Source organism: Micromonospora sp. IBHARD003, assembly GCF_056106285.1.
On the sequence record NZ_JBWBBX010000001.1, the window covers coordinates 5,381,164 to 5,400,945 of the forward strand.

The window sequence follows — 19,782 nt, forward strand, 5'->3', positions numbered from 1 at the left end:
GTCGCCGAACAGCCGCGTACGGCCCAGTACGCGGCTGTCCGGTCCGCCTTGCGATCGGCCCGCTCGTGCTACGGCGGTCCGTGCTACGGCAGTCCGTGCACATGCGGTCCGACGGCGTTGGACCAGGCGTTCCCGGCGGTCGCGTCCCAGTTCGTGGACCAGGTCATCGCGCCGCGCAGACCCGGGTACGTACGCGACGGCTTGAAGGAGCCGCAGTTCGTGCCGCGCGTCAGGCAGTCGAGGGCGTTCTTCACGATCTGCGGATCGACGTACCCGCTGCCCGCCCCCCGGCTGGACGCCGGGACGCCGATGCCGACCTGGGACGGGTCGAGACCGCCCTCGAGCTGGATGCAGGCGAGCGCGGTGAGGAAGTCCACCGAACCCTGTGAGTAGACCTTCTGGTCGCACCCCAGCATCGAACCGCTGTTGTAGTACTGCATGTTCACGACGGTGAGGATGTCCTTCACGGCGAGTGCGGTCCTGAAGTACTCGGTGCCGGTGCTCTGCATGTCGATCGTCTGCGGGGCCATGGTCAGCACCAGTGACGAGCCCGCCTTCTGCCCGAGCCGGCGCAGCGCCTTCGTCAGATACGTGGAGTCGACCCCGTGCTCCAGGTCGATGTCGATGCCGCTGAAGCCGTACTGCTGCATCAGCGCGTAGGCGCTGTTCGCGAAGGCCGTCGCGGAGGCGTCGCTGTTGACGGTGACGTTGCCGCGCTCGCCGCCGACCGAGAGCACCACCGACTTGCCCGCCTTCTTCTTGGCGCCGATATCGGCCTTGAACTCGTCGACCGAGCCGTAGCCGACCGCGGGGTCGAGGTTGAAGGTGATCTCACCGGGGGTCGTGGTCGAGTCGGCGAACGACACGGCGATGATGTCGTACTGCGCCTGGACGTCCCGCAGCTTCTGCACGGTCGCGCCGTTGTCGAAGTTCTGCCAGTAGCCCGTCAGAGCGTGCTTCGGCACCCCGGGATCGCCCGGAGTGCTGCCGCCCGGCGAGGTCGACCCGGTGACCTCCGCCGACTTCTCCGATTCGCCGGCCGAACCGGTCGCGCTCACCTGGAAGCGGTACGAGGTCGACGCGGCGAGCCCCGTCACGGTCGCCGATGTCCCGGTCACCGACTGCACCTTGGTCCCGTCGCGGTAGACGTTGTACCCGGTCGCGCCGGCCGAGGCCGTCCAGCTCAGCGCGACGGACGACGAGGTGACCGTGCCGACGGCCAGCCCTGCCGGGGCGCGGGGCACCCCGGGGTCCGGGTCACCGCCGCCGCCCCCGTCCGGCCCGGACACGGACACGTCGTCGGCGTGGTAAGCGGGCTGCCCGTACCACCCGTGGGTGTACACGGTCACCGAGGTCGTGCCGGGGCCCGTGGTGAAACGGGTCGTCAGCTGGGACCAGCCGGACGTCCCCGGCGTCCAGGTCGACACATCCGTGGTCCCGGTGCCGCTCGCCCCGAGATACACGTACGAGCCCTGGACCCATGCGCTCAGGGTGTACGTCGAGCCGGGCTTCACGGTGACGGTCTGCGAGCACTTCGCGTTGTCCATCCCGGCGGGCGTCGCCTTGAGCGCGGAGGCGCCACCGTGCACGGGAGCCGATACCGTCGTCCCGCTCCCGGCGGTGCACGACCAGTTGGCGAGACCGGACTCGAAGCCGGCGTTCCTGGCGGCGTTCACATCGACCGCCTGCGCGGTACCGGCCCCGCCGACGAGCCCGAGCCCGGCGGCCATGGCCAGGGTCAGGGCCGCGCCGAGCAGTCTCCGGGCACCGGTGGGCCTCCCGTCGGCACTGCCTCGGTCACTGCGACTGCCGTGGTGTTCGCGGGCGCGGCTGCCCGCTGTGCTGCGGTCCACTTGCTGCCTCCGTGGGGGAGTTGGGGGGATGGAGGGCATGCGCGTACGTACGGACGACGCAGGGGATGACGGACGTACGCGGAACGGTGGCCACCGCTGACCGTACAAGCTGGTCCAGACCAATCGGGCTGTCAAGGCCTCCGGCATGAGGTCGTATACGGAGGCGTGAAGTCGTGCGTGCGGACAAGGCGTCGCATACGGAGGCGTGAAGTCGTACGCACGGGCATGAGGCCGGCCGCCACCCGGACGCGAGGTCGCGCACGGAGAGAGGGGTCCGGGAATTGACGGACTGCCCGCATCGGCGGTTTCGTATGCCCGCGATCGGGCACTCGATCGAATTCCGTGCCGCCGCGGCTTGTTCATCCTTTCGGGTTCGATTCGGTCGATCGCATGGATCAAGAAAGGGGAATACGGGCTTCTGTGTGCCCATTCTGTCCAGTTTTGGTGGCCGTTTCAGCTCCGAATGCCGTGCGCGATCGCGGAGTTGGGTTCTCCGGTCCGTAAGACGCAGATAAGGTGCTGATACAGCTGTACCGGGCAGCGAACGATCTGCGGTCGTCGGGCCACCGGAGGCCGGAGTGGACGGGGAACACAGAGTGCCGACTGTCATTGCGGCGACCAGTGCCGACCTGGTTCTGCCGCCCACCGACCAGCAGACACCGACCGCCGCCGTCGTCCAGCCCCCCGAGGTACAGCCGCTGGACGCGGCACTCACCGAGATGCACGTCCTCCTGGAGCAGCACGGACATGTGATCGTCCTCTATCCGTCATCCGTGCCCGCCGCCCTGGAGCAGCGGATGTTCGCCGTTCGCGCCATGCTGGAGAGCGACCGGATCGCCCTGCTCAGATCGGATCTGCCGCCCCTCGGCGTGGCGGTCCTGTTACGCCAGCTGCGTCAGCTGTCCATCTGCGACTTCAGTCCGGGTGTCGTCGCCTCCGCGGCACGACTGCTCGCCCATTACATCTACGCGGGTGCGGTGCTGAACTCCGTCGCCCGGCTCGACCGGATGCCCGTCAGTCTCACCTCGCACGCCAAGTCTTGGGTCCCCGGCTCCCAGTTCGCCGTGCTGGCCGGCCCGACCCCCCAGCTGTTCAAGATCGGCCAGAACTCCGGGGTCCTGGGCGGCCCCGAGTTCGGTACCCAGCTCATCGTGGCCGAAGGGCAGATGACCACCGACTGGGTGACGAACACGCTCGCCCCGGCCTGGCGCGTCCAGGGGCTCCACGAGGCGGCCTTGCCCGCGGACTCGCCGCGCTGGTGGGGCACCGCGAAGCTGGTGGAGTTCGCCGCCTTCCTGCCCGACATCTCCGTGCTCTACCAGCTCGTCGCCTCGGTGCGGCGGGCCAGGTGCCACTGGTGCTCCATGGAACTCATCGGCGACCGCTGCGGCTTCTGCTCCGCGCCCCTCCACGAGCCCGACAACCGACCGACCGCGGCAGGCGCCCTCCATCACAGAGTGCTCGCCCGTCCCCGGCCGTGACCCCGCGATCCGCGCACCACACATCCCTGTCCGTTCCGCCCGACGTATTCGAACGAGGTTGTCCGGCCCATGAATTCCCGCCAGCGCCGCGGCGTCATACTCCTGCTGTTGTCACTCCTGTGTGCCTTCGGTGCCTTCGTCGGCGTGCTTTCGGTGATCAGCGACGTGAACTCGAAGGTCGGACCCGAGGTGACGGCATACGAGATCACTTCCGATGTGCCGCCGTACACGGCGCTCAGTCCGAGCCAGTTCGAAAAAGTAACCATGCCCAAACGCTGGCTCTCGCAAAACGCCGTGACCGACCTTTCCGAGATCAGCGGAAAGATCGCGGTCACCCGGCTGAACAAGGGCTCACTGCTCCAGAACGACATGATCGTGGCGCGCCCCGCCCTCCAGCCAGGTGAGCAGGAGATCGCCATCATGATCGATGCGGCGACCGGAGTGGCAGGCAAGATCAAGCCGGATTCGCGCGTCAATATCTACGCCACCTTCGCCGGCGGACGGGAGGGCGCCCCGGCGCAGTCGAAGGTGATCGTGTCCAACGCCAAGGTCCTGGACGTGGGTCGGCTCACCGCACTCGAGCCGGACCGGAACAACAAGGGCAACCAGGCGACCGAGGCGGTACCGATCACGTTCGCGCTCACCACGCTGGACGCCCAGCGGGTCGCCTATGCCGAGTCCTTCGCCGAGCACGTACGCCTCGCACTGATCGGTCAGGGCGGCGACACCACGATCCGTCCGGCCGACCGCACGTACACGCTCGACAAGGACAAGTAGCGCGACCGTAGCGACAGTAGGGACAAGTAGGGACAAGTGAGGATGGGATGACCACCAGGATCCTCCCGGCCGTCGGCGACCCCGATGCGGCCAGGTCCGTCACCACACTGCTGAGCCAGCTGCCCGACGCGGAGCCGGCGGCCCCGGTCGGCGACTCCACCCAGCTGATCGACACCCTGGCCCGCCTCGCGGGCGAGTCGCTCGACGAGTTGCCCGAGGTCGTGCTGGTCCACGAACGGATCGGTCCGGTACCGGCACTGGAGCTGATCCGCGAGGTCGCCCTGCGCTTCCCCGCCGTCGGAGTCGTTCTCATCACCGCCGACGCGAGCCCCGGACTCTTCTCGGCCGCGATGGACTCGGGAGCCCGGGGACTGGCCGTCCTGCCCCTCAGCTACGAGGAATTGGCCAACCGCGTCCAGGCCGCGGCCCAGTGGTCCGTCGGCGTACGACGTCACCTGGGCGCGGGCGCCGATGTCTTCACCGGCCCCGGAGGCACCGTCGTCACCGTCACCGGCGCCAAGGGCGGCGTCGGTACGACCCTCACCGCGGTCCAGCTCGCCCTGGCCGCGCGGGCGTCGGGCCGTACCGTGGCGCTGGCCGACATGGACCTGCAGACCGGTGACGTCGCGTCGTATCTGGACGTGCAGTTCCGTCGCTCGATCGTCGACCTCGCCGCGATCTCCGACATATCCCCCCGGGTGCTGTCGGACGCGGTGTTCAGCCACAGCACCGGCACGGCCCTGCTGCTGGCCCCCGCGGACGGCGAACGCGGCGAGGAGGTCAGCGACCGGTCGGCCCGTCAGATCGTCAGCGCTCTCCGGTCCCGCTACGAAGTGGTCGTCATCGACTGCGGAAGCCAGATGCACGGCGCGAACGCCGCGGCCGTCGAAATGGCCGACATCGCCCTCCTGGTCACCACGCCGGACGTGGTGGCGGTACGCGGCGCCAAACGGATCGTACGGCTGTGGGACCGCCTCCAGATCCGCAAGGCGGAGGAGACGGTCACCCTGGTCAACCGCTACACCCGCAACACGGAGATCCAGCCGGCGCTGATCCAGAAGATCACGGGCACCCGGATGGCGGGCACGGCCGTCCCGGCGAACTTCAAGGAGCTCCAGGGAGCGGTGGACTCCGGACGTATGCATGAACTCGAGGCGAAAAGCACGGTGAAGCAGGCGCTGTGGGGCCTGGCGGGGGAGTTGGGTCTGGTGAAAATCCCCGGGGGAGCCGAGAAGAGCGGTAGGTTCCGGGGCGACCGGGGCTCGATCGGAGGCCGTCGCAGGCGCGGGGATTCCGGGGAGAGGGAGGGGGCGCGCTGACCGATGGCGGGCTTAGGGGAACGGTTCACGAGGTCGGCGGGAAGCGCTGAGGGCCCGGCGGGAGTTCGCAAGCACGGTCCGGGCAGGGGGCGTGACGGGGATCGCGGCCAGACCGCGATCGAGTTCGTGGGCGTCACACCGCTGATCATTCTGCTTCTGGTCGCACTGTGGCAGTGCGCCCTGATCGGCTACACCTTCAGCCTGGCCGGCAACGCGGCCGATCAGGCCGCACGGGCGGGCGCGGTGTCCGAGGGCGGCGGGCAGCAGGAATGCCAGGAGGCGGCGAAGGAGGACCTTCCCGACGCCTGGGCCGCGAGCATGGACGGGACGACGTGCGCCGCCGGGGCAGGTCTCTTCAAGGCGACCGTCAATCTCCAGGTACCCGTGCTCGTGCCCGGCGTTCTCGACTTCCCCATGCCGGTGACGGGCGAAGCGGCCGCCGTGAGGGAGGACTGACATGCGGGCCACCACGGGATCGGCGCAACGGGACCGGAACCGGGCCGGGGCGAGGGCCGCGGACCGGGAGGGCCGGAACCGGGCCGCCGCGGACCGGGGCCAGGTCGCCATCGAGTACCTCGGCTTCCTGCCCCTGCTGCTGCTCGTCGGTCTGTTCGCCATCCAGCTGGGCATCGCGGGCTACACCGCGAACCAGGCCGGGACGGCGGCACGGGCGGCAGCGCGCACCGCGAGCATGGACGATCCGGAGATCAGCCCGGAGCAGGCGGCCAGACAGGCTGTCAGCGGCTGGCTCGCCAGGCGCATGGACCAGCCGCTGTCGCGCTACGGCGAAGACGAGGTGACGTACACCGTGCGGGTCGAGGTGCCGTCGGTCGTACCCGGCGTGGACTGGGGCACGGCCGAGCGTAGCTCCACCATGCCCCGTGGCTGACGTCCACCGGCGGCGCCCGCGCCCACATGCGCGGACAGCTCGACCACCCAGCCCGACCGAGGAGTTACGCACATGAGCCTGCGGGCACGCATCGCCGCCCCCGAGGAGAACGGCGGGGGGCGGGAGGACGGCCATCTGGTCGCCGTCTACCGCACCAAGCTGCTCGAGGAGATCGACCTCGCGGAGATGTCCTCGCTGGCCGCCGCCGAGCGGCGGGCCCGGCTCGAGCGCGTACTCGGCCACATCATCAGCCGCGAGGGCCCGGTCCTCTCCACGCTCGAACGTTCCCAGCTGATCCGGCGGGTCGTCGACGAGGCCCTCGGACTCGGCATCCTGGAGCCGCTCCTGGAGGACGCCTCCATCACCGAGATCATGGTGAACGGCCCGGACCAGATCTTCGTCGAGCGCGGCGGCAAGGTGGAGCAGCTCCCGCTGCGCTTCGGATCCCACGAACAGCTGATGCAGACCATCGAACGCATCGTCTCCACGGTCAACCGCCGTGTGGACGAGGCCAATCCGATGGTCGACGCCCGCCTCCCCAGCGGGGAGCGCGTCAACGTGATCATCCCGCCGCTGTCCCTCACCGGCGCCACCCTCACCATCCGCCGCTTCCCGCGCTCCTTCACCCTCCAGGAGATGATCGGCTTCGGCTCGATCGACGAGCATCTGCTCTTCCTGCTGTCCGGGCTCGTCCAGGCGAGGCTCAACATCATCGTCTCCGGCGCCACCGGCACCGGAAAGACGACACTGCTCAACGCGCTGTCGGGACTGATCCCCGACAACGAGCGGATCATCACCATCGAGGACTCGGCCGAACTCCAGCTCCAGCAGTCCCATGTCATCCGGCTGGAGTCCCGCCCGGCGAACGTGGAGGGCAAGGGGCAGGTCACCATTCGCGATCTGGTGCGCAACTCGCTGCGTATGCGCCCGGACCGCATCGTCGTGGGCGAGGTCCGCGGCGGCGAGTCGCTCGACATGCTCCAGGCGATGTCCACCGGCCACAACGGCTCGCTCGCCACCCTCCACGCCAACAGCGCTGAGGACGCGCTGATGCGCCTGCAGACCCTGGCCTCCATGTCCGAGATCAAGATCCCCTTCGAAGCGCTCCACGACCAGATCAACAGCGCCGTCGACGTGATCGTCCAGCTGACCAGGCATGCCGACGGCGCCCGCAAGGTCACCGAGATCGCGTACCTCGACTCCTATGGACGCGACGCCTACCGCATCGTCACCGTCGCCCGGTTCGAAGCCCGGCCCATGGCCGCCGACGGGCGGGTCCACGGGCGGTTCTCCCACTACCCGCTGCCCCGCCGGCTCGCCGAGCGCCTGTACATGGCCAACCAGCCCGTACCCCAGGCCTTCGGCGTCGCCGCGTCCGTCGATCAGCTCGCCACCCGAGAGGCCAGGTAGGTTCCGGACGATGAACGCTCTCGTACTGCTCACGATCGGCGTCACCCTGGTGTGCTGCGTGCTCGGCGTGCTGGGACTGCAGGCCTGGGCCACGGGCAAGTCCGAGCGCGACGCCCTGGTCGACCGCCTCTCGGGGACCAGGCAGATCGAGGCGGCGGGCCGGCCGCGCCGCTTCCGGGGCGTGGACCGCCGACTGCGCAGGACGGCCCTCGGACGCAGGCTCGAGATCAAGCTCGCCGTCACCGGACTCGACGTCACCCCCGGTGAGTTCTTCGTCTACGCCCTCGCCTCGCTCGCCGCCCTGTGGATGGTCGCCGCGTCCGTCCTGGCCGCGTTCTTCGGCCCGGTGACCGCCCTGATCGGACTCTGGGGCACCAACACCTTCCTCAACTGGCAGCGCGCAAAACGTACCGAGCGATTCATCAACCAGCTCCCCGAGCTCTCCCGCATCCTCGCGAACGCCACGCACGCGGGCCTCGCACTCCGTACGGCGATCTCCATGGCCGCGGAGGAACTGGAGGACCCGGCGGGGGAGGAGCTGGGGCGCGTCGCCCAGCGGCTCGCGGTGGGGGAGTCCCTGGAGGACGCCCTGAGCGAGCTCACCGACCGGCTGCCCTCGCGTGAACTCGTGGTCCTGGTCACCACGCTCGTCCTCTCCAACAGGGCCGGCGGCATGGTCGTGAGCTCGCTGCGCAATCTCACCGAGACGCTCGAGGAGCGCAAGGAGACCCGGCGCGAGGTCAAGACCCAGCTGTCCCAGGTGATGGTCACGGCGTACGCGGTCCCCGTCTTCGGCCTCGGGGCGCTGCTCCTGATGAACGGGGTGATGCCCGGCGCACTGGACCGGATGACCGCGGCCACCATCGGCCAGGGCGCGGTCATCGTCTCGCTGATGCTCTACGCGATCGGATTCGTCGTGATCCGCCGCCTGTCCCGTATCGACGTCTGAAGGGAGGACCGGACATGGCGCTGCTGCTGGCCACCGTCTTCGGTCTCGGTGTCTACGGGACCCTCCACGGCATCCGGATGTACCGGGCCGACGCCAGGCTCCCCGGCGACCTCGCGGTGGCCCTGGAGATCGGCTCCAGCCGTACGTCCGCGGTGGGATCGGGCATCGACCGGCTGGGGATGCGCTGGGCGCCCGCGGTGCTCAGGATGATGGGACCCGGGGCGGTCAACCGGAAACGCCGGCAGATCGATCTCGCCGGCAACCCCGGCGGTCTGACCATCGACCGGTATGCGGCCCGGCGCGCGGTCTACGGCGTACTCGGCTTCCTCGGAGCCCTCTCGATGGTTCTCCGGGGGCAGCTCGTCCTCTCCGCGCTGATGATCGCCTTCGGGCTGTTCTGGGTCGAGGTCGGGATCTGGTCCGCGGTCCGCGTCCGGAGGGACCACATCGAGCGGACGCTGCCGGACTTCCTCGATGTGCTGGCGGTCGTCGTCTCGGCGGGACTCGGCTTCCGGCAGGCGCTGGAGAGGGTCGCCGAGAAGTACGAGGGCCCGTGGGCGGACGAACTGCGCATCACCCTGCGCCAGATGGACATGGGCGTCAGCCGGCGCCAGGCCTTCGACGAACTGCGCAAGCGCAACGACTCGGAGCAGGTGGGGATGTTCGTCACGGCGCTTCAGCAGGGCGAGGAGCTGGGGGCGCCGATCGTCGGCACCCTGATCCAGATCGCCAACGACATGCGCCGCGCCGACGCCCAGAACGCGCGCAGGAAGGCCGCGAAGGCCGTGCCGAAGGCGACGTTCGCCGTGACGTCCTTTCTCCTGCCGGGGACGCTGATCCTGCTGACGGTCGGATTCGTCTACGGCGCCGACGTCGACTTCAGCTTCCTCTCGGGCGGGTGACGGGAACGATGCGACCAGAGCGCGGGGAGAGGTAGCGGGCGATGGCCATCCAACTCAGCGGTATGCACGGCGACCTCGGGGCCGACGTACGCCGGGCGACGGCCGGACCCGGGCCGCAGCCCGCACTGAGCATCCAGGTCAACGCGCTCCAGGCACTGTGCCGCCAGGTCTTCGGATTCCGGCTCGCGATGATCGCCGTCGCCACGCCGTTCGCCATCGAGGGTGCCGCACCCGGGCCCGCGAAATGGCTGATCGGCGCAGCCGTCGTGGTCACGTTCATGGGCTCGTACGTACTCTTCCGGGACTGGGAGCGCTTCGGCCCGCTCTTCCTGCGCCATCCGTGGCTGCTCGCCGTCGACGCGGTCTTCGGGGCGTTACTGCTGATCACGGGAACACCGGAGTCGACGCTCGCCTATGTGACGGTCTGCACCCCGCTGCTCGCGGGACTCGTGTACGGATGGCGGGGAGCCGCCGTCTTCGCCGCACTCCAGACGGTGATCATCCTGATCATCTACGGCGGGAACAAGACCCTGGACGCCGGCAGCGCAACCGCCCTGCTCCTGCCCGGATTCTGCGTCATCGCCGGAGCGGTCGGCGTCACGCTGCGCAATCTGCTTCTGCGGTTCGGCACGGCAAGCCAGGCGCTCACCGAGACACGCGCCCGTCTGGCGGTCAACGAGGCTGTCGAGAGGGAGCGTTCACGGCTCGCGCGCGACATGCACGACTCGGTCGCCAAGACGCTGCACGGGCTGGCGCTCGCAGCCGACGCCCTGGCGAACTCGGCGGACCGCATGGACCCACTCACCGTCAGAAACCAGGCCGAGCTGGTCGCACGATCCGCCCGCCGCGCCGCGGCGGAGTCCCGGGAGCTCCTGTCGGACCTGCGCCGCGAGTCGGGACTGGACGGCGGGGTGGACGTCGGCGCCGAGCTCGCGGCCCGGTCCGCCGACTTCACCCGTCGCCATGGCACGGCCGTCGCCTTCCACCGCCTCGGGGACGCGATCGTGCCCCCGGTGCCGCAGGCCGTGGCCCGGCAGATCCTCACCGTGGCATCCGAGGCGATGGAGAACGCCCACCGCCATGCGGGGCCCACCCGAATCGACGTATCGGCCGGGGTCGACGGCGATGTCCTGCGCGTCAGCGTCTACGACGACGGGCGCGGGCTTCCGCCCGGCACCAGTCTCGACCAGCTCAGACGCGCGGGCCACTTCGGCCTGGTCGGCATGGTGGAGCGCGCGGCGTCCATCGGCGCGCGGATACGCATCGGCCGGGGGCACGCGGTCACAGGCACCGAAGTCCGGCTGGAACTCCCGCTGTCCGCCATCACCCCATGCGGGCCGCACCCGCCGGACTCGTCCGGCACCCCCTCCCCACCACACGCCCACTGATCCGCTCCCACAGTCCCCAAGCCCCCGAGAGGAGGCGACAGAAATGCCGGACGACATCCCCCGGACGCCGGGTCGGCAACGGACCCAGCACACCCCTGTCTCCCCGCACACGTCCTCGCACGCCGCACCGTTCCACTCGGACCAGAGCTCTTCCGGATACCTCGCACCCGCCGAGCCCACGGCAGCCGGAGCGATACCCGTCCTCCCCGCCGCCGCGCCAACGGTCCCCGGCACCCTGAGGGTCGTGGTGGCCGACGACAACCCCGTCGTCCGGGCCGGCCTCGGCGTGCTGCTCTCCGGCCGCCAGGACATCGAGGTCGTGGCCGAGGCCGCGGACGGTCGCGAAGCGATCGAGGCGGCCGTCCAACAGCGACCCGACGTGGTACTGCTGGACGTGCGCATGCCGGGTGTGGACGGTATCTCCGCACTGCCGCACCTGGTGAAGCTCGCACCGGTGATGATGCTGACCTACAGCAGGGAGAGCGACATCGTCCACGAGGCCCTGCGACTCGGTGCGGACGGCTATCTCGTGCACGGCGAGTTCACCGCCGACCAACTCGTCCAGGCCGTACGGGACATCTGGAACGGTCAGGCCCACTTCACCACGACGGCAGCCAACGCGCTGCTCCAGCACATGCGTCAGGGGCTGTCGGGGGCACCGGACGACGGTCCACGACGTCTGCCGGACGACCTCGCAGCCACGCCGAGCGCGGGTCCGCTCCACGAACTCCACGGCATGCCTCAACCGACCGCCCCTGCGGAGCCCTTACACGAGGCACCATTGCACGGTGGTTCTTTGCACAGGGGATCTTTGCATGAACCTGCCTACCGGGGAGGCCTTACGCACGGCAGGCCGGATGTCTCTGCTGCACAGGCGCCAGCGCAACCCGCCAATCAACCCCGAGGTCTTTCGCAACTGCAACCTTCTGTGGCACATTCTTCCATGGCGGGAGGATTGGGGCACCCTGCCAACAGGGAAGTGTTCGGGCTGAGTTCGCGGGAGGTGGAGGTCATGGATCTGATTGCGTCCGGAATGAGCAACCAGCAGATCGCCGCCACGTGCTTCATCAGCGAGAAGACCGTCAAGAACCACATCAACCGCATCTTCACCAAGCTGCACAGCGTCAGCCGCAGCGAGGCGATCGCCCGCTGGCTCGGCACCGCGCCGACCAGCGGACTCGGCCCTGCGGGAGGCGGACGGTCATGACCGAACGGGCGAATCTCCCCGCGTCCAGGGCCCGTACCGCCGCCTTTTGGGCCCTGAAATGGGCCCTGGGACCCTCCGGGGAAAGGACTGCCCCGGCGTACGTTTCGCGTGTCGCAAGCCGCACCGGCCAGGTGGAAGCCGGTAACACAGGCGGCGTCACAGTGACTTACGCGTCGGCCGGCAGGCCGTCGGCCGGACCCAGAGGGGATCACCATGTCGAACACGATGCTGAAGGCCGTTGCCCACACCCAGGTCCGTGTCAGTGGCTGGGCGAACACCGCTGTCACGAGGCTCCAGAAGCGTTACGAGGGCAAGGACCGGGGGCAGACGGCGTTCGAGTACCTGGGGATCATCCTGGTTGTGGTGGCGATCATCGGCGGCATGGTGGCTACGGGCATTGGTACGGCGATCACTACACGCATCACCGGCCTGGTGGCCTCTATTACCGCAGGATGATGCTGATTCTCAAACGCAGCGATCGAGGGCAGGCCTTCCCCATCTACATCATGATGGTGGCGGGCCTGCTCTTTCTTGCGCTTGCGTTCTTCGCGGTCGGCAAGGCATCTGCAACGCGCAATGGGGCTCAGGGCGCGGCGGACGCGGCGGCGCTGGCCGCTGCTCAGGAAGCTCGGACTGAGATGGGGCCAAGGTTTCTTGCCGCCCTCCTGCTGCCTGATGGCCTCGAAGGCTTCTTCCGCGGGGAAAAGTTCGGTGGTGAGCCATGTGTAGTGGCACAGCGATTCGCTGCCGAGAACCGTTCCGACCTGGTACCAAACAACTCCGGTCAATTTTGTTCATGGAGCACCGGTCTCATGCGGGATGAGGTCAAGGTCAAGGTCAAGACTCGCTACACGGTGGGTAGTTCGGTTGTTCCCGGTACGGAAGATAGGCATGCCACAGCCTCGGCATCTGCCGTGGTTGAGTTTCGTCGCTGCTCTTGGAAATCCTCGCCTGAGCAAGGTGGTTACGGTAGTGGGTCGGGTGAGGGGAGCGGCAAGGGCAAGAGGGAGCCGAGTCCGATTGAGTTCGAGTGTAACGACCGTGCCCCGTTCAAGATTGACCCATTGAACCCAGGTCCGTGGGAGGATTTGGCGAAGGTCTTCTTTGCTGTGCATCTGGTCGACTGACAGTGGACGATGAGTAAAGGAAAAGGGAATTATGCGCATTCGGCTCGCCATCGAGGCTCGAAGGGGGGCAGCAGCGATTACCGCGGCTGTCGCTCTGGCCCTGACCGTGGCCGGTTGCGGGGGGGGCGACCCGAAGGGTTCAGGAGCTGACTCTTCGACGCCCGCGCCAGCCGGTAGGGGCGGCCCGAACAACGACACCGCAGCCGGAGACAACAAGGATCCAGATGTGAAGCTTGCCGAAATCAGAGGTGCAGGTGACATTCTGCTCACTATCAATATCGCCAAGCGTGATGCGGGTGGATTCGTTACCGTGTCGGGTGTCGTCAAGAACGAAGGGAGCGAGGTGAAGAATACGAGCGCCTGGGCTGGTACGGAACTCGATGTGCTTTCGAAGAACCCCAATTCGGTTGCCGGCGCAACCCTGGTGGATCCTGTCGGTAGGAAGCGCTACTACATCTTGCGCGACACAGATGGGCGCTGTTTGTGCACCGCGGGGATCACGCCGGTCCAGCCGGGAAAGTCGGTCCCTGTCTTCATGCAGTTCCCTGCGCCTCCGGAGAATACGTCTGAGGTCGACCTGACCCTTCCGACTTTCTCCACGGCCAAGCTGAAAATCTCCGGGTGATCGTTCCATGGCCAATTCATGCGCGAGGGTCGTGACACGGCGGCACGCCGTTCGGTTCGTGAGCGTTGCGGTCCTTATCGTCGGCACGCACAGCTTGTCTGTGGTCAGCGCGCGTGCCGACGACCCGCCGAGCGTTCCTCCTGGTACGGAGGCGTCTGCGCAACCGCCGGTCGAAATCGATCCGAACTCTCCTGGACTCAAGTTGGCTGACGGGGCCGCTCTGGCGCCCGCAAAGGTGCTGGACATCAAGTCTGTCGTCGAAGACCAAGCGGGTGAGGAACGCCGGGAGGACACCAACGCCACGGTGAAGTTCGCCCTCCAGGCCGAAGTGCTCTTCGCCAAGGACAGCTCCGCTCTCAGCCCCGCCGCCAACGCCCGCATCGTGGCCATCGCCGCCGAGATCAAGAAGCAGAACGCGACCAAGGTCCGCGTGTTCGGCTTCACGGACAACCTCGGCTCAGACGCACACGGTGACGTGCTCTCCAAGCAGCGGGCCAACGCCGTGCACGGCGTGCTCAACAGGGAACTCGGCGGCGGAGCCATCACCTTTGAGATCCGCGGCTACGGCGAGCAGTACCCCATCGCCGACAACAGCACCGAAGAAGGCCGCAAGAAGAACCGTCGCGTCGAGGTCTCCTTCCCGCGCGGCGCAGGAGGCTCGTAGACAGGAGGCTCGTAGAGACGGACCACGGCTACGCTCTCAGACCCATCCGATCACTGCCACGAACCCGTACAGCAGCCCCAGCGCGAACACCCCGAGCCCGACGGCGAACGCGGCCGGGGCGAGCACCGGTCCCCACGCGCCCGGGCCCGCCACCGTCGCCCGTTTCTCCGGGGCGGCCGGGTCGTAGGAGACGCGCACCGGGGCGCCGGCCTCGAAGCCGAAGGGCCCCGGGGCGGTGTCGGTGAACTCGATCTCGCGCCCGTCGCCGGTGCGGAAGGCGAAGGCGTACTCCGTGGCGTAACGGCGGTCCATGCCCGGCCCCCGGTCGACGGTGCGGCGCCCGACGCAGCGGCCCTCGGTGTGCTCGCCGTGCCGGACCAGCCACAGCACCCGGCGCAGCCGCAAGGCGGAGCGCAGGGCGAACGCCCCGAAGAAGACGCCGAGCAGGAGCAGGAGTGCGGCCCCGCCGCCCGGGAGGATCTGCATGCGCTGCCTGCCTTATGCCGTGAGATGGGCTACTTGACGGTGATCGACTCCACGAACGTATCGAGTTCGCCTGCGCTGAGGGAGCCCTTCAACGCGTTGATCCGCACCAGGAAGGGCACGCCCTTAGAGTCGACCCCGGCGACCATGACCCCGAGCATCCGAGTGCCCTTCTTCGGGGTCCTCTGCTCACCGCTGGAGGTGAACTCGTAGTCGATGCGGCGCGCTTGGCGGGCGCTCTCCTCGCCGTTCAGCCGCACATCGGTGGTCTCCTCGCGCGTGGCCCCGATGCCGATGACCGCTCCGGCGGCCACGCCCGCCTCCTCCGCGTCGTCGACACCGGTCGAGAAGTTCAACTGCACCGACACCATTCCGGTGCGCAGTCCGCCCTCCTGCTTGAGGGCGACGGCCGCGTTGTGCTTGCTCCGCTCGGCAGCGGGCTGCTCCTCGTACCCCTTCTTCTCCGGGTAGCCGACGCTCAGACTCGTGGTGTCGAGCCTGCCCCAGCCGTCGGCGAGGGCCGCGGCACCGGATCCCGTGCCGCAGCCGGTCAGGGCGGCGGTCAGGGCGGCCAGTGCGGTCACGGCGAGCGCGGCGGTCGCCGCGCCGGAGCCGGCACGCGGTCCGGCACACGGTTCGACAGAGGGTCCGGCACTCGGTCCGAAGCGCCTGCGGAAGTTCCTCATCGTCCTCTTGTCCTCACTTCGCGCAGTAGCTGTACGGCAGGTAGGTGCGCTTGTCGCCCCGGGGTGCGCCGAGGAACCGGGCATCCGTCAGCGTCTCCTTCTTGTGCTCGTCCGAGAGGGAGAACCCGAGGCTCATGCCCAGCGAGATCTCGAAGCCGAACTCCTGGGCGTCCGTCTCGCCGTGGTAGTTCAGGGTGCTCGACAGTCCGGCCTGGAACATCAGTTGCTCGAACGGGTCGTTCCCCGCGGGCTTCTGCTGCAGCGACCGGTCGCCGAACATGTATACGAACGGGGCCGTGTTGTTCCCCGAACCGTCGAGCCACTGCTCTGCGGTCGCGCGCTTCGCTTCCGTCGCCGGGTCGGTCTCCTTGCCGAAGACGAGCGAGTTCGTCTGCACCTCGATCCCGGTCGGTCCGGAGGAGTCGTTGATGCTGCCCTTGCCCTTCTTCTTGTCGTCGCCGTTCTTGCCGTTGTCGTGGCCGACCTCGGTCTTGTCCGACGTGGCGGTGCCTTCCTTGGTCCTGGTCATGTCGATACGGACCAGTTTGCCGGTCTTCTGATCGCGCGTGACCGTGATCGCCCCCGTGTAGGTGTCCTTCGCACCGGCCGTCCCGCCCAGCGGCCCCGCCTCGCCGCTCACCTTGCCCTCGACCTCCAGCTTCGCGGTGTACGTGTACGACTCGTTGCCGTTGACGTCGTCCTTGGTGATCGTGACGTCGGGGGAGAGCTTCGCCTTGCCGCCCAGCTTGGCGCCGAGCTTCGCGTCGGCGTCCGCGCTGATACCGAGGCCGCCGTCGGCCTGGGCGTAGAGGCCGATCGTCGAGTAGGAGATCTTCTTGTCGCCGATCTGCCGCTCGATGTCCTCCTTCTTCTCCGCCCACTCCTTCGCCACGTACCAATTGCCGCCGCCGTAGGCGCCGCTGTGCTTCATCGAGGTCTCCCACATCTTCAACTCCTCGATGTCGTCACGCATCTTCTCGGCGTCCTGCTCGCTCCTGAAGACCCAGGTGTCGCCGTTGGTGACCTTGATGCCGCCGCCGAGGTCGACGTCGGCCTTGCCGAGTTTGCCGAGTTTCACCCCGGGGGTGCTGCCGTTGAGGCCGGCCGATGCCGCGTCCGTGAAGGTGAGGTACACCAGCTTGTCGTCTCCGTCGACCTTTCCGTCCCCGTTCACATCGGTGTTCGCCTGGACGACCTTCTGCTGGAAGCCGTACTCCTCGCCCCACTCGAACCAGCCGATCTTCACCTTGCCGCCGGCGGTGTCGGAGACGTTGGAGATCTGGCACAGCTTCGGCTCGTAGTCGGCGTCGGTCCTGGGCAGGGCCGTGCCGTCCGGGCCGGTGGTGCAGTTGCCGCCGCCGGAGCCCGTGAGGGAGGTGATGGCGCACCGGATGCGCTCCCCGACCCGCCCGCCGATGCCGAGCCCCGGCACCGCGAGGATCAGGGCCACCACGACGACGATGACGCCCAGATACTCGAACGCGGTGGCACCGCGGTCCCGCCAGGTGTACGGATACGGCGTCGGCGCCCGGCCGCCCGTGCCGCGTCCTTCGATCAGCCGGTCCAGCGCGAGACCCGCGACCGAGCCGGTCGTGAGGCTTACGGCGGGCATGAAAATGCCCTCGGGAGAAAGGAGTTGCCACGAGACGGTGTAGCCGTGGACGAGTGCGACGAGCGGCACGGCGAGCGTGGCGGAGAGCCGTACGGGCGAGGAGTCGCGGTACGAGCGGGGCAGGAGGCGGGCCGCGGCCAGCACGGTCAGCGTGATCGTGAGGATGCCCGGCACATGCAGCAGAGCCAGTCGCCAGGTGAAGGCCTCGAGGCGGTCGGCGGTGGCCAGGGGGTCGAGGAGGGCCGCGGCGAAGAGCAGGCCGCAGGCGAAGTACACGATCACGGCGGCGGCCCAGCTGCGTATCAGTGCGAAGAAGCTCCCCGAGCCACCGGGATCGCGACTCCCGGGTGACCGGTGCCCGGCCCCTCCGTAAGTGCCGCCGCCACCGTTCGCGTTGCTGCCCCATTCTCCGCCACCGTTCACTGCGTACCTCTCCGTATCCCCCGAGCAGAGCCCTGCCTGCGGTTGAAGTCGCTGCTGCCGTGCGCTGCGCCCCGCGGTGCGGACCGCGTTCTCCGGGTGAGCTCCGCGCAGCCCGTGTGTGTGCGTGTATGCGGGCGTGTGTGCTCGCTTCCGTCCGCGCCCGGTGCGTGCGCTGTCTGCGCGCGGCGCGAGCGTACGAGCGCGGGCGCGCGGTGGCGTGGGTCCTCGGCCCCAAATCCGGGCCCAATTGCGGTGCCCCTGCCAAGCCCCGTGCCTGGGGTGGATTGATGGCGTACCGGCATCGCGTGGGCCCCCGGGCCCAAGGCCGCTCGCACCGGCCGGGCGGCCGACCCGCTCGAGCGGATGGTGCGAGGGACGGCCGGGCCTTCACCCGGCTCGGGGAGCGCAGCCGCCGGGCGGCCATAATCGACCGCATGTCCCAGCAGCTCAGAGCTCTGTCCGCCCGGCTACGCGACCGGCCCGCCGTCCCCGCGCTCCTCGGGTACGCGGCGGTCCGGCTGGCCGGCATGGTGATCCTCGCCATCGCCGCGACGGCCACCGGAAAGGACGGGCTGCACCGGCTGAAGGGCCGCTGGGACGCCGTCTGGTACGTCCGGATCGCCGAGCACGGCTACGGGTACGAGGTGACGCTCCCCGACGGAAGCATCCACTCGGACCTGGCCTTCTTTCCCCTGCTCCCCGCCCTGGAGCGCGGCTTCTCCGGGATCGCGCCGCTCGTCGACGCGGCGACCGCCGGGCTGGTGATCGCCTGGGTCGCCGCGTTCGCCGCCGCGTGGGGCATCTACGCCGTCGGGGCACATATCGCCGGGCAGCGGGCCGGGGTGCTGCTGGCGGTGCTGTGGGGCGTGTACCCGACGGCATTCGTGCAGTCGATGGCGTACACGGAGACGCTGTTCACCGCGTTCGCCGCATGGTCGCTGTACGCGCTGCTCACCGGGCGCTGGATCACCGCCGGTGCGCTCTGCGCGCTCGCCGGTCTCACCCGGCCCTCCGCCGCGGCCCTCGTCGCGGCCGTCGGGATCACCGCGATCGCGCACCTGGTCCGTACCGGCCTGCGCGCCGGGCTCACCTGGCGGCTCGCTGTGGGGGTGCTGCTCGCACCGCTCGGCTGGCTCGGGTACGTGATCTTCGTGGCCGTACGTGAGGGCAGCCCTACCGCGTACTTCGAGATCCAGGCGGCATGGGGCAACAACATCGACGGGGGTGTCGCCCTTGCCCGCTTCGCCGGTCAGCAGCTGACCGGGCCCCAGCCGCTCGCCGGAGTGGGCCTGATCGCCGTGCTCGGGCTGCTCGGCTGGGTCGTCTGGCTATGCGTGCGGCAGAGGCAGCCGCTGCCGGTGCTGGTCTACGGCATCGGCATCGTCGTGATCTCCCTCATCGGGGCCGCGTACTTCGGGTCCCGGCCGCGCCTGATCATGCCGGCCTTTCCGCTTCTGCTCCCCGCGGCCGTGGCGCTGGCCAGGGTCCGGCCCCGGTCGTCCGTGATCGTGCTGGGGCTGCTCGCCGTCGCCTCCGGTCTGTACGGAGCGCTCACCCTCCTGGGTTCGGGCCCCCCGTAACGCACCGCGATACCGATCCCCGCTCTGCGCTCTACGCGTCGATCGTGAGGCGGACGCCCGGCCGCACCTCCCAGCGTTCCATCGCCCCGGCCTCCGCCTCCAGCACATGACGGGCTCGCGGCCGCAGCAGGCCGAGCCGCCCCGGCTTCATCGTCCGTACCGCGACGACGCGCAACTGCCGGTCCAGATAAGCCACATCGATCGTGAACCGCATCCGGAACGTATGCACGCTGTTGCACGGGGTCAGCATGATCGCCCCGTCGATGCCGTCCCTGCCCAGCAGACCACGGGCCCGTGCCCGGTACGACGCCGCGATCACCAGGTCCACCGGGGTGTCGCGGCCCGGGATCCTCAACTCGCCTTTCCCGTCACGCCAGATGCCCATGGGCGTAGACCGTATCCGCACA

20 protein-coding genes are annotated in these 19,782 nt (G+C 68.9%); 15 read left to right on the forward strand and 5 right to left on the reverse strand.

Annotation, left to right across the window (positions count from 1 at the left end):
• Positions 1-83: 83 nt before the first annotated feature.
• On the reverse strand, positions 84-1,853 hold the full coding sequence (locus ACTWOL_RS23950; RefSeq protein WP_474298820.1) for a chitinase: 1,770 nt from the start codon (positions 1,851-1,853) through the stop codon (positions 84-86).
• Positions 1,854-2,449: 596 nt separating this feature from the next.
• Here ACTWOL_RS23950 and ACTWOL_RS23955 point away from each other — a divergent pair.
• From ACTWOL_RS23955 to ACTWOL_RS24020, 14 genes are all read left to right on the forward strand, one after another.
• Complete coding sequence (locus ACTWOL_RS23955) at positions 2,450-3,334, forward strand: hypothetical protein (RefSeq protein WP_474298821.1); 885 nt, start codon at positions 2,450-2,452, stop codon at positions 3,332-3,334.
• A gap of 69 nt (positions 3,335-3,403) precedes the next feature.
• On the forward strand, positions 3,404-4,111 hold the full coding sequence (gene cpaB / locus ACTWOL_RS23960) for a Flp pilus assembly protein CpaB (protein WP_474298822.1): 708 nt from the start codon (positions 3,404-3,406) through the stop codon (positions 4,109-4,111).
• A 47-nt stretch (positions 4,112-4,158) separates the two neighbouring features.
• Positions 4,159-5,430, forward strand: coding sequence for a CpaE/TadZ family protein (locus tag ACTWOL_RS23965; RefSeq protein WP_474298823.1), 1,272 nt, complete (start codon positions 4,159-4,161; stop codon positions 5,428-5,430).
• 3 nt (positions 5,431-5,433) lie between these two features.
• Positions 5,434-5,886 carry a TadE family protein gene (locus ACTWOL_RS23970; protein ID WP_474298824.1) on the forward strand — a complete coding sequence of 151 codons (453 nt, stop codon included), beginning with the start codon at positions 5,434-5,436 and terminating at the stop codon, positions 5,884-5,886.
• Between the two features lies 1 nt (position 5,887).
• Entirely contained in the window at positions 5,888-6,319 is a 432-nt protein-coding gene (locus tag ACTWOL_RS23975; protein ID WP_474298826.1) for a TadE/TadG family type IV pilus assembly protein, read from the forward strand.
• Between the two features lie 72 nt (positions 6,320-6,391).
• Positions 6,392-7,729 carry a CpaF family protein gene (locus tag ACTWOL_RS23980; protein WP_474298827.1) on the forward strand — a complete coding sequence of 446 codons (1,338 nt, stop codon included), beginning with the start codon at positions 6,392-6,394 and terminating at the stop codon, positions 7,727-7,729.
• Between the two features lie 10 nt (positions 7,730-7,739).
• Positions 7,740-8,678 carry a type II secretion system F family protein gene (locus ACTWOL_RS23985; RefSeq protein ID WP_474298828.1) on the forward strand — a complete coding sequence of 313 codons (939 nt, stop codon included), beginning with the start codon at positions 7,740-7,742 and terminating at the stop codon, positions 8,676-8,678.
• Between the two features lie 14 nt (positions 8,679-8,692).
• On the forward strand, positions 8,693-9,580 hold the full coding sequence (locus ACTWOL_RS23990; RefSeq protein WP_474298829.1) for a DUF5936 domain-containing protein: 888 nt from the start codon (positions 8,693-8,695) through the stop codon (positions 9,578-9,580).
• A gap of 41 nt (positions 9,581-9,621) precedes the next feature.
• Complete coding sequence (locus ACTWOL_RS23995; RefSeq protein ID WP_474298830.1) at positions 9,622-10,968, forward strand: sensor histidine kinase; 1,347 nt, start codon at positions 9,622-9,624, stop codon at positions 10,966-10,968.
• A 43-nt stretch (positions 10,969-11,011) separates the two neighbouring features.
• Entirely contained in the window at positions 11,012-12,175 is a 1,164-nt protein-coding gene (locus ACTWOL_RS24000; protein WP_474298831.1) for a response regulator, read from the forward strand.
• A 213-nt stretch (positions 12,176-12,388) separates the two neighbouring features.
• A complete protein-coding gene (locus ACTWOL_RS24005; RefSeq protein ID WP_474298832.1) occupies positions 12,389-12,631 on the forward strand; it encodes a hypothetical protein in 243 nt (80 codons plus the stop codon).
• Positions 12,628-13,302, forward strand: coding sequence for a pilus assembly protein TadG-related protein (locus ACTWOL_RS24010; RefSeq protein WP_474298833.1), 675 nt, complete (start codon positions 12,628-12,630; stop codon positions 13,300-13,302). Before ACTWOL_RS24005 ends, ACTWOL_RS24010 begins: the two co-directional genes overlap by 4 nt.
• Before the next feature lie 226 nt (positions 13,303-13,528).
• Positions 13,529-13,927: a hypothetical protein gene (locus ACTWOL_RS24015; RefSeq protein WP_474298834.1), complete on the forward strand. Its 399-nt coding sequence runs from the start codon at positions 13,529-13,531 to the stop codon at positions 13,925-13,927.
• Positions 13,928-14,129: 202 nt separating this feature from the next.
• Entirely contained in the window at positions 14,130-14,591 is a 462-nt protein-coding gene (locus ACTWOL_RS24020; RefSeq protein WP_474298835.1) for an OmpA family protein, read from the forward strand.
• A gap of 36 nt (positions 14,592-14,627) precedes the next feature.
• Here ACTWOL_RS24020 and ACTWOL_RS24025 read toward each other — a convergent pair whose 3' ends face one another.
• The 3 genes from ACTWOL_RS24025 to ACTWOL_RS24035 are packed head-to-tail and all read right to left on the reverse strand — an operon-like array spanning position 14,628 to position 17,795.
• Positions 14,628-15,077, reverse strand: a complete 450-nt coding sequence (locus ACTWOL_RS24025; protein WP_474298836.1) for a DUF3592 domain-containing protein — start codon at positions 15,075-15,077, stop codon at positions 14,628-14,630.
• A 29-nt stretch (positions 15,078-15,106) separates the two neighbouring features.
• The gene (locus ACTWOL_RS24030; RefSeq protein WP_474298837.1) at positions 15,107-15,760 is read right to left on the reverse strand and encodes a hypothetical protein; all 654 of its coding nucleotides are present in this window, start codon (positions 15,758-15,760) and stop codon (positions 15,107-15,109) included.
• A gap of 13 nt (positions 15,761-15,773) precedes the next feature.
• Complete coding sequence (locus tag ACTWOL_RS24035) at positions 15,774-17,795, reverse strand: hypothetical protein (RefSeq protein WP_474298838.1); 2,022 nt, start codon at positions 17,793-17,795, stop codon at positions 15,774-15,776.
• Between the two features lie 434 nt (positions 17,796-18,229).
• Between ACTWOL_RS24035 and ACTWOL_RS24040 the strand changes: the two genes are divergently transcribed.
• Positions 18,230-19,375 (forward strand): mannosyltransferase family protein, encoded by a 1,146-nt coding sequence (locus tag ACTWOL_RS24040; RefSeq protein WP_474298839.1) that lies wholly within the window; start codon positions 18,230-18,232, stop codon positions 19,373-19,375.
• A 31-nt stretch (positions 19,376-19,406) separates the two neighbouring features.
• On the opposite strand, the gene ACTWOL_RS24045 is transcribed toward ACTWOL_RS24040, so the two are convergent.
• A complete protein-coding gene (locus ACTWOL_RS24045; protein WP_474298840.1) occupies positions 19,407-19,760 on the reverse strand; it encodes a DUF192 domain-containing protein in 354 nt (117 codons plus the stop codon).
• Positions 19,761-19,782 lie beyond the last annotated feature (22 nt).

Bases quoted from the DNA above. Each gene is read 5' to 3' on its own strand.
- ACTWOL_RS23985 (WP_474298828.1), top strand. From the start codon at position 7,740: ATGAACGCTCTCGTACTGCTCACGATCGGCGTCACCCTGGTGTGCTGC.
- ACTWOL_RS24010 (WP_474298833.1), top strand. From the start codon at position 12,628: ATGATGCTGATTCTCAAACGCAGCGATCGAGGGCAGGCCTTCCCCATC.
- ACTWOL_RS24030 (WP_474298837.1), bottom strand. From the start codon at position 15,760: ATGAGGAACTTCCGCAGGCGCTTCGGACCGAGTGCCGGACCCTCTGTC.
- ACTWOL_RS24005 (WP_474298832.1), top strand. From the start codon at position 12,389: ATGTCGAACACGATGCTGAAGGCCGTTGCCCACACCCAGGTCCGTGTC.
- ACTWOL_RS23965 (WP_474298823.1), top strand. From the start codon at position 4,159: ATGACCACCAGGATCCTCCCGGCCGTCGGCGACCCCGATGCGGCCAGG.
- ACTWOL_RS24000 (WP_474298831.1), top strand. From the start codon at position 11,012: ATGCCGGACGACATCCCCCGGACGCCGGGTCGGCAACGGACCCAGCAC.
- ACTWOL_RS23970 (WP_474298824.1), top strand. From the start codon at position 5,434: ATGGCGGGCTTAGGGGAACGGTTCACGAGGTCGGCGGGAAGCGCTGAG.
- ACTWOL_RS23975 (WP_474298826.1), top strand. From the start codon at position 5,888: ATGCGGGCCACCACGGGATCGGCGCAACGGGACCGGAACCGGGCCGGG.
- ACTWOL_RS23995 (WP_474298830.1), top strand. From the start codon at position 9,622: ATGGCCATCCAACTCAGCGGTATGCACGGCGACCTCGGGGCCGACGTA.
- ACTWOL_RS23990 (WP_474298829.1), top strand. From the start codon at position 8,693: ATGGCGCTGCTGCTGGCCACCGTCTTCGGTCTCGGTGTCTACGGGACC.
- ACTWOL_RS24045 (WP_474298840.1), bottom strand. From the start codon at position 19,760: ATGGGCATCTGGCGTGACGGGAAAGGCGAGTTGAGGATCCCGGGCCGC.
- ACTWOL_RS24025 (WP_474298836.1), bottom strand. From the start codon at position 15,077: ATGCAGATCCTCCCGGGCGGCGGGGCCGCACTCCTGCTCCTGCTCGGC.
- ACTWOL_RS24040 (WP_474298839.1), top strand. From the start codon at position 18,230: ATGTCCCAGCAGCTCAGAGCTCTGTCCGCCCGGCTACGCGACCGGCCC.
- cpaB (WP_474298822.1), top strand. From the start codon at position 3,404: ATGAATTCCCGCCAGCGCCGCGGCGTCATACTCCTGCTGTTGTCACTC.
- ACTWOL_RS23980 (WP_474298827.1), top strand. From the start codon at position 6,392: ATGAGCCTGCGGGCACGCATCGCCGCCCCCGAGGAGAACGGCGGGGGG.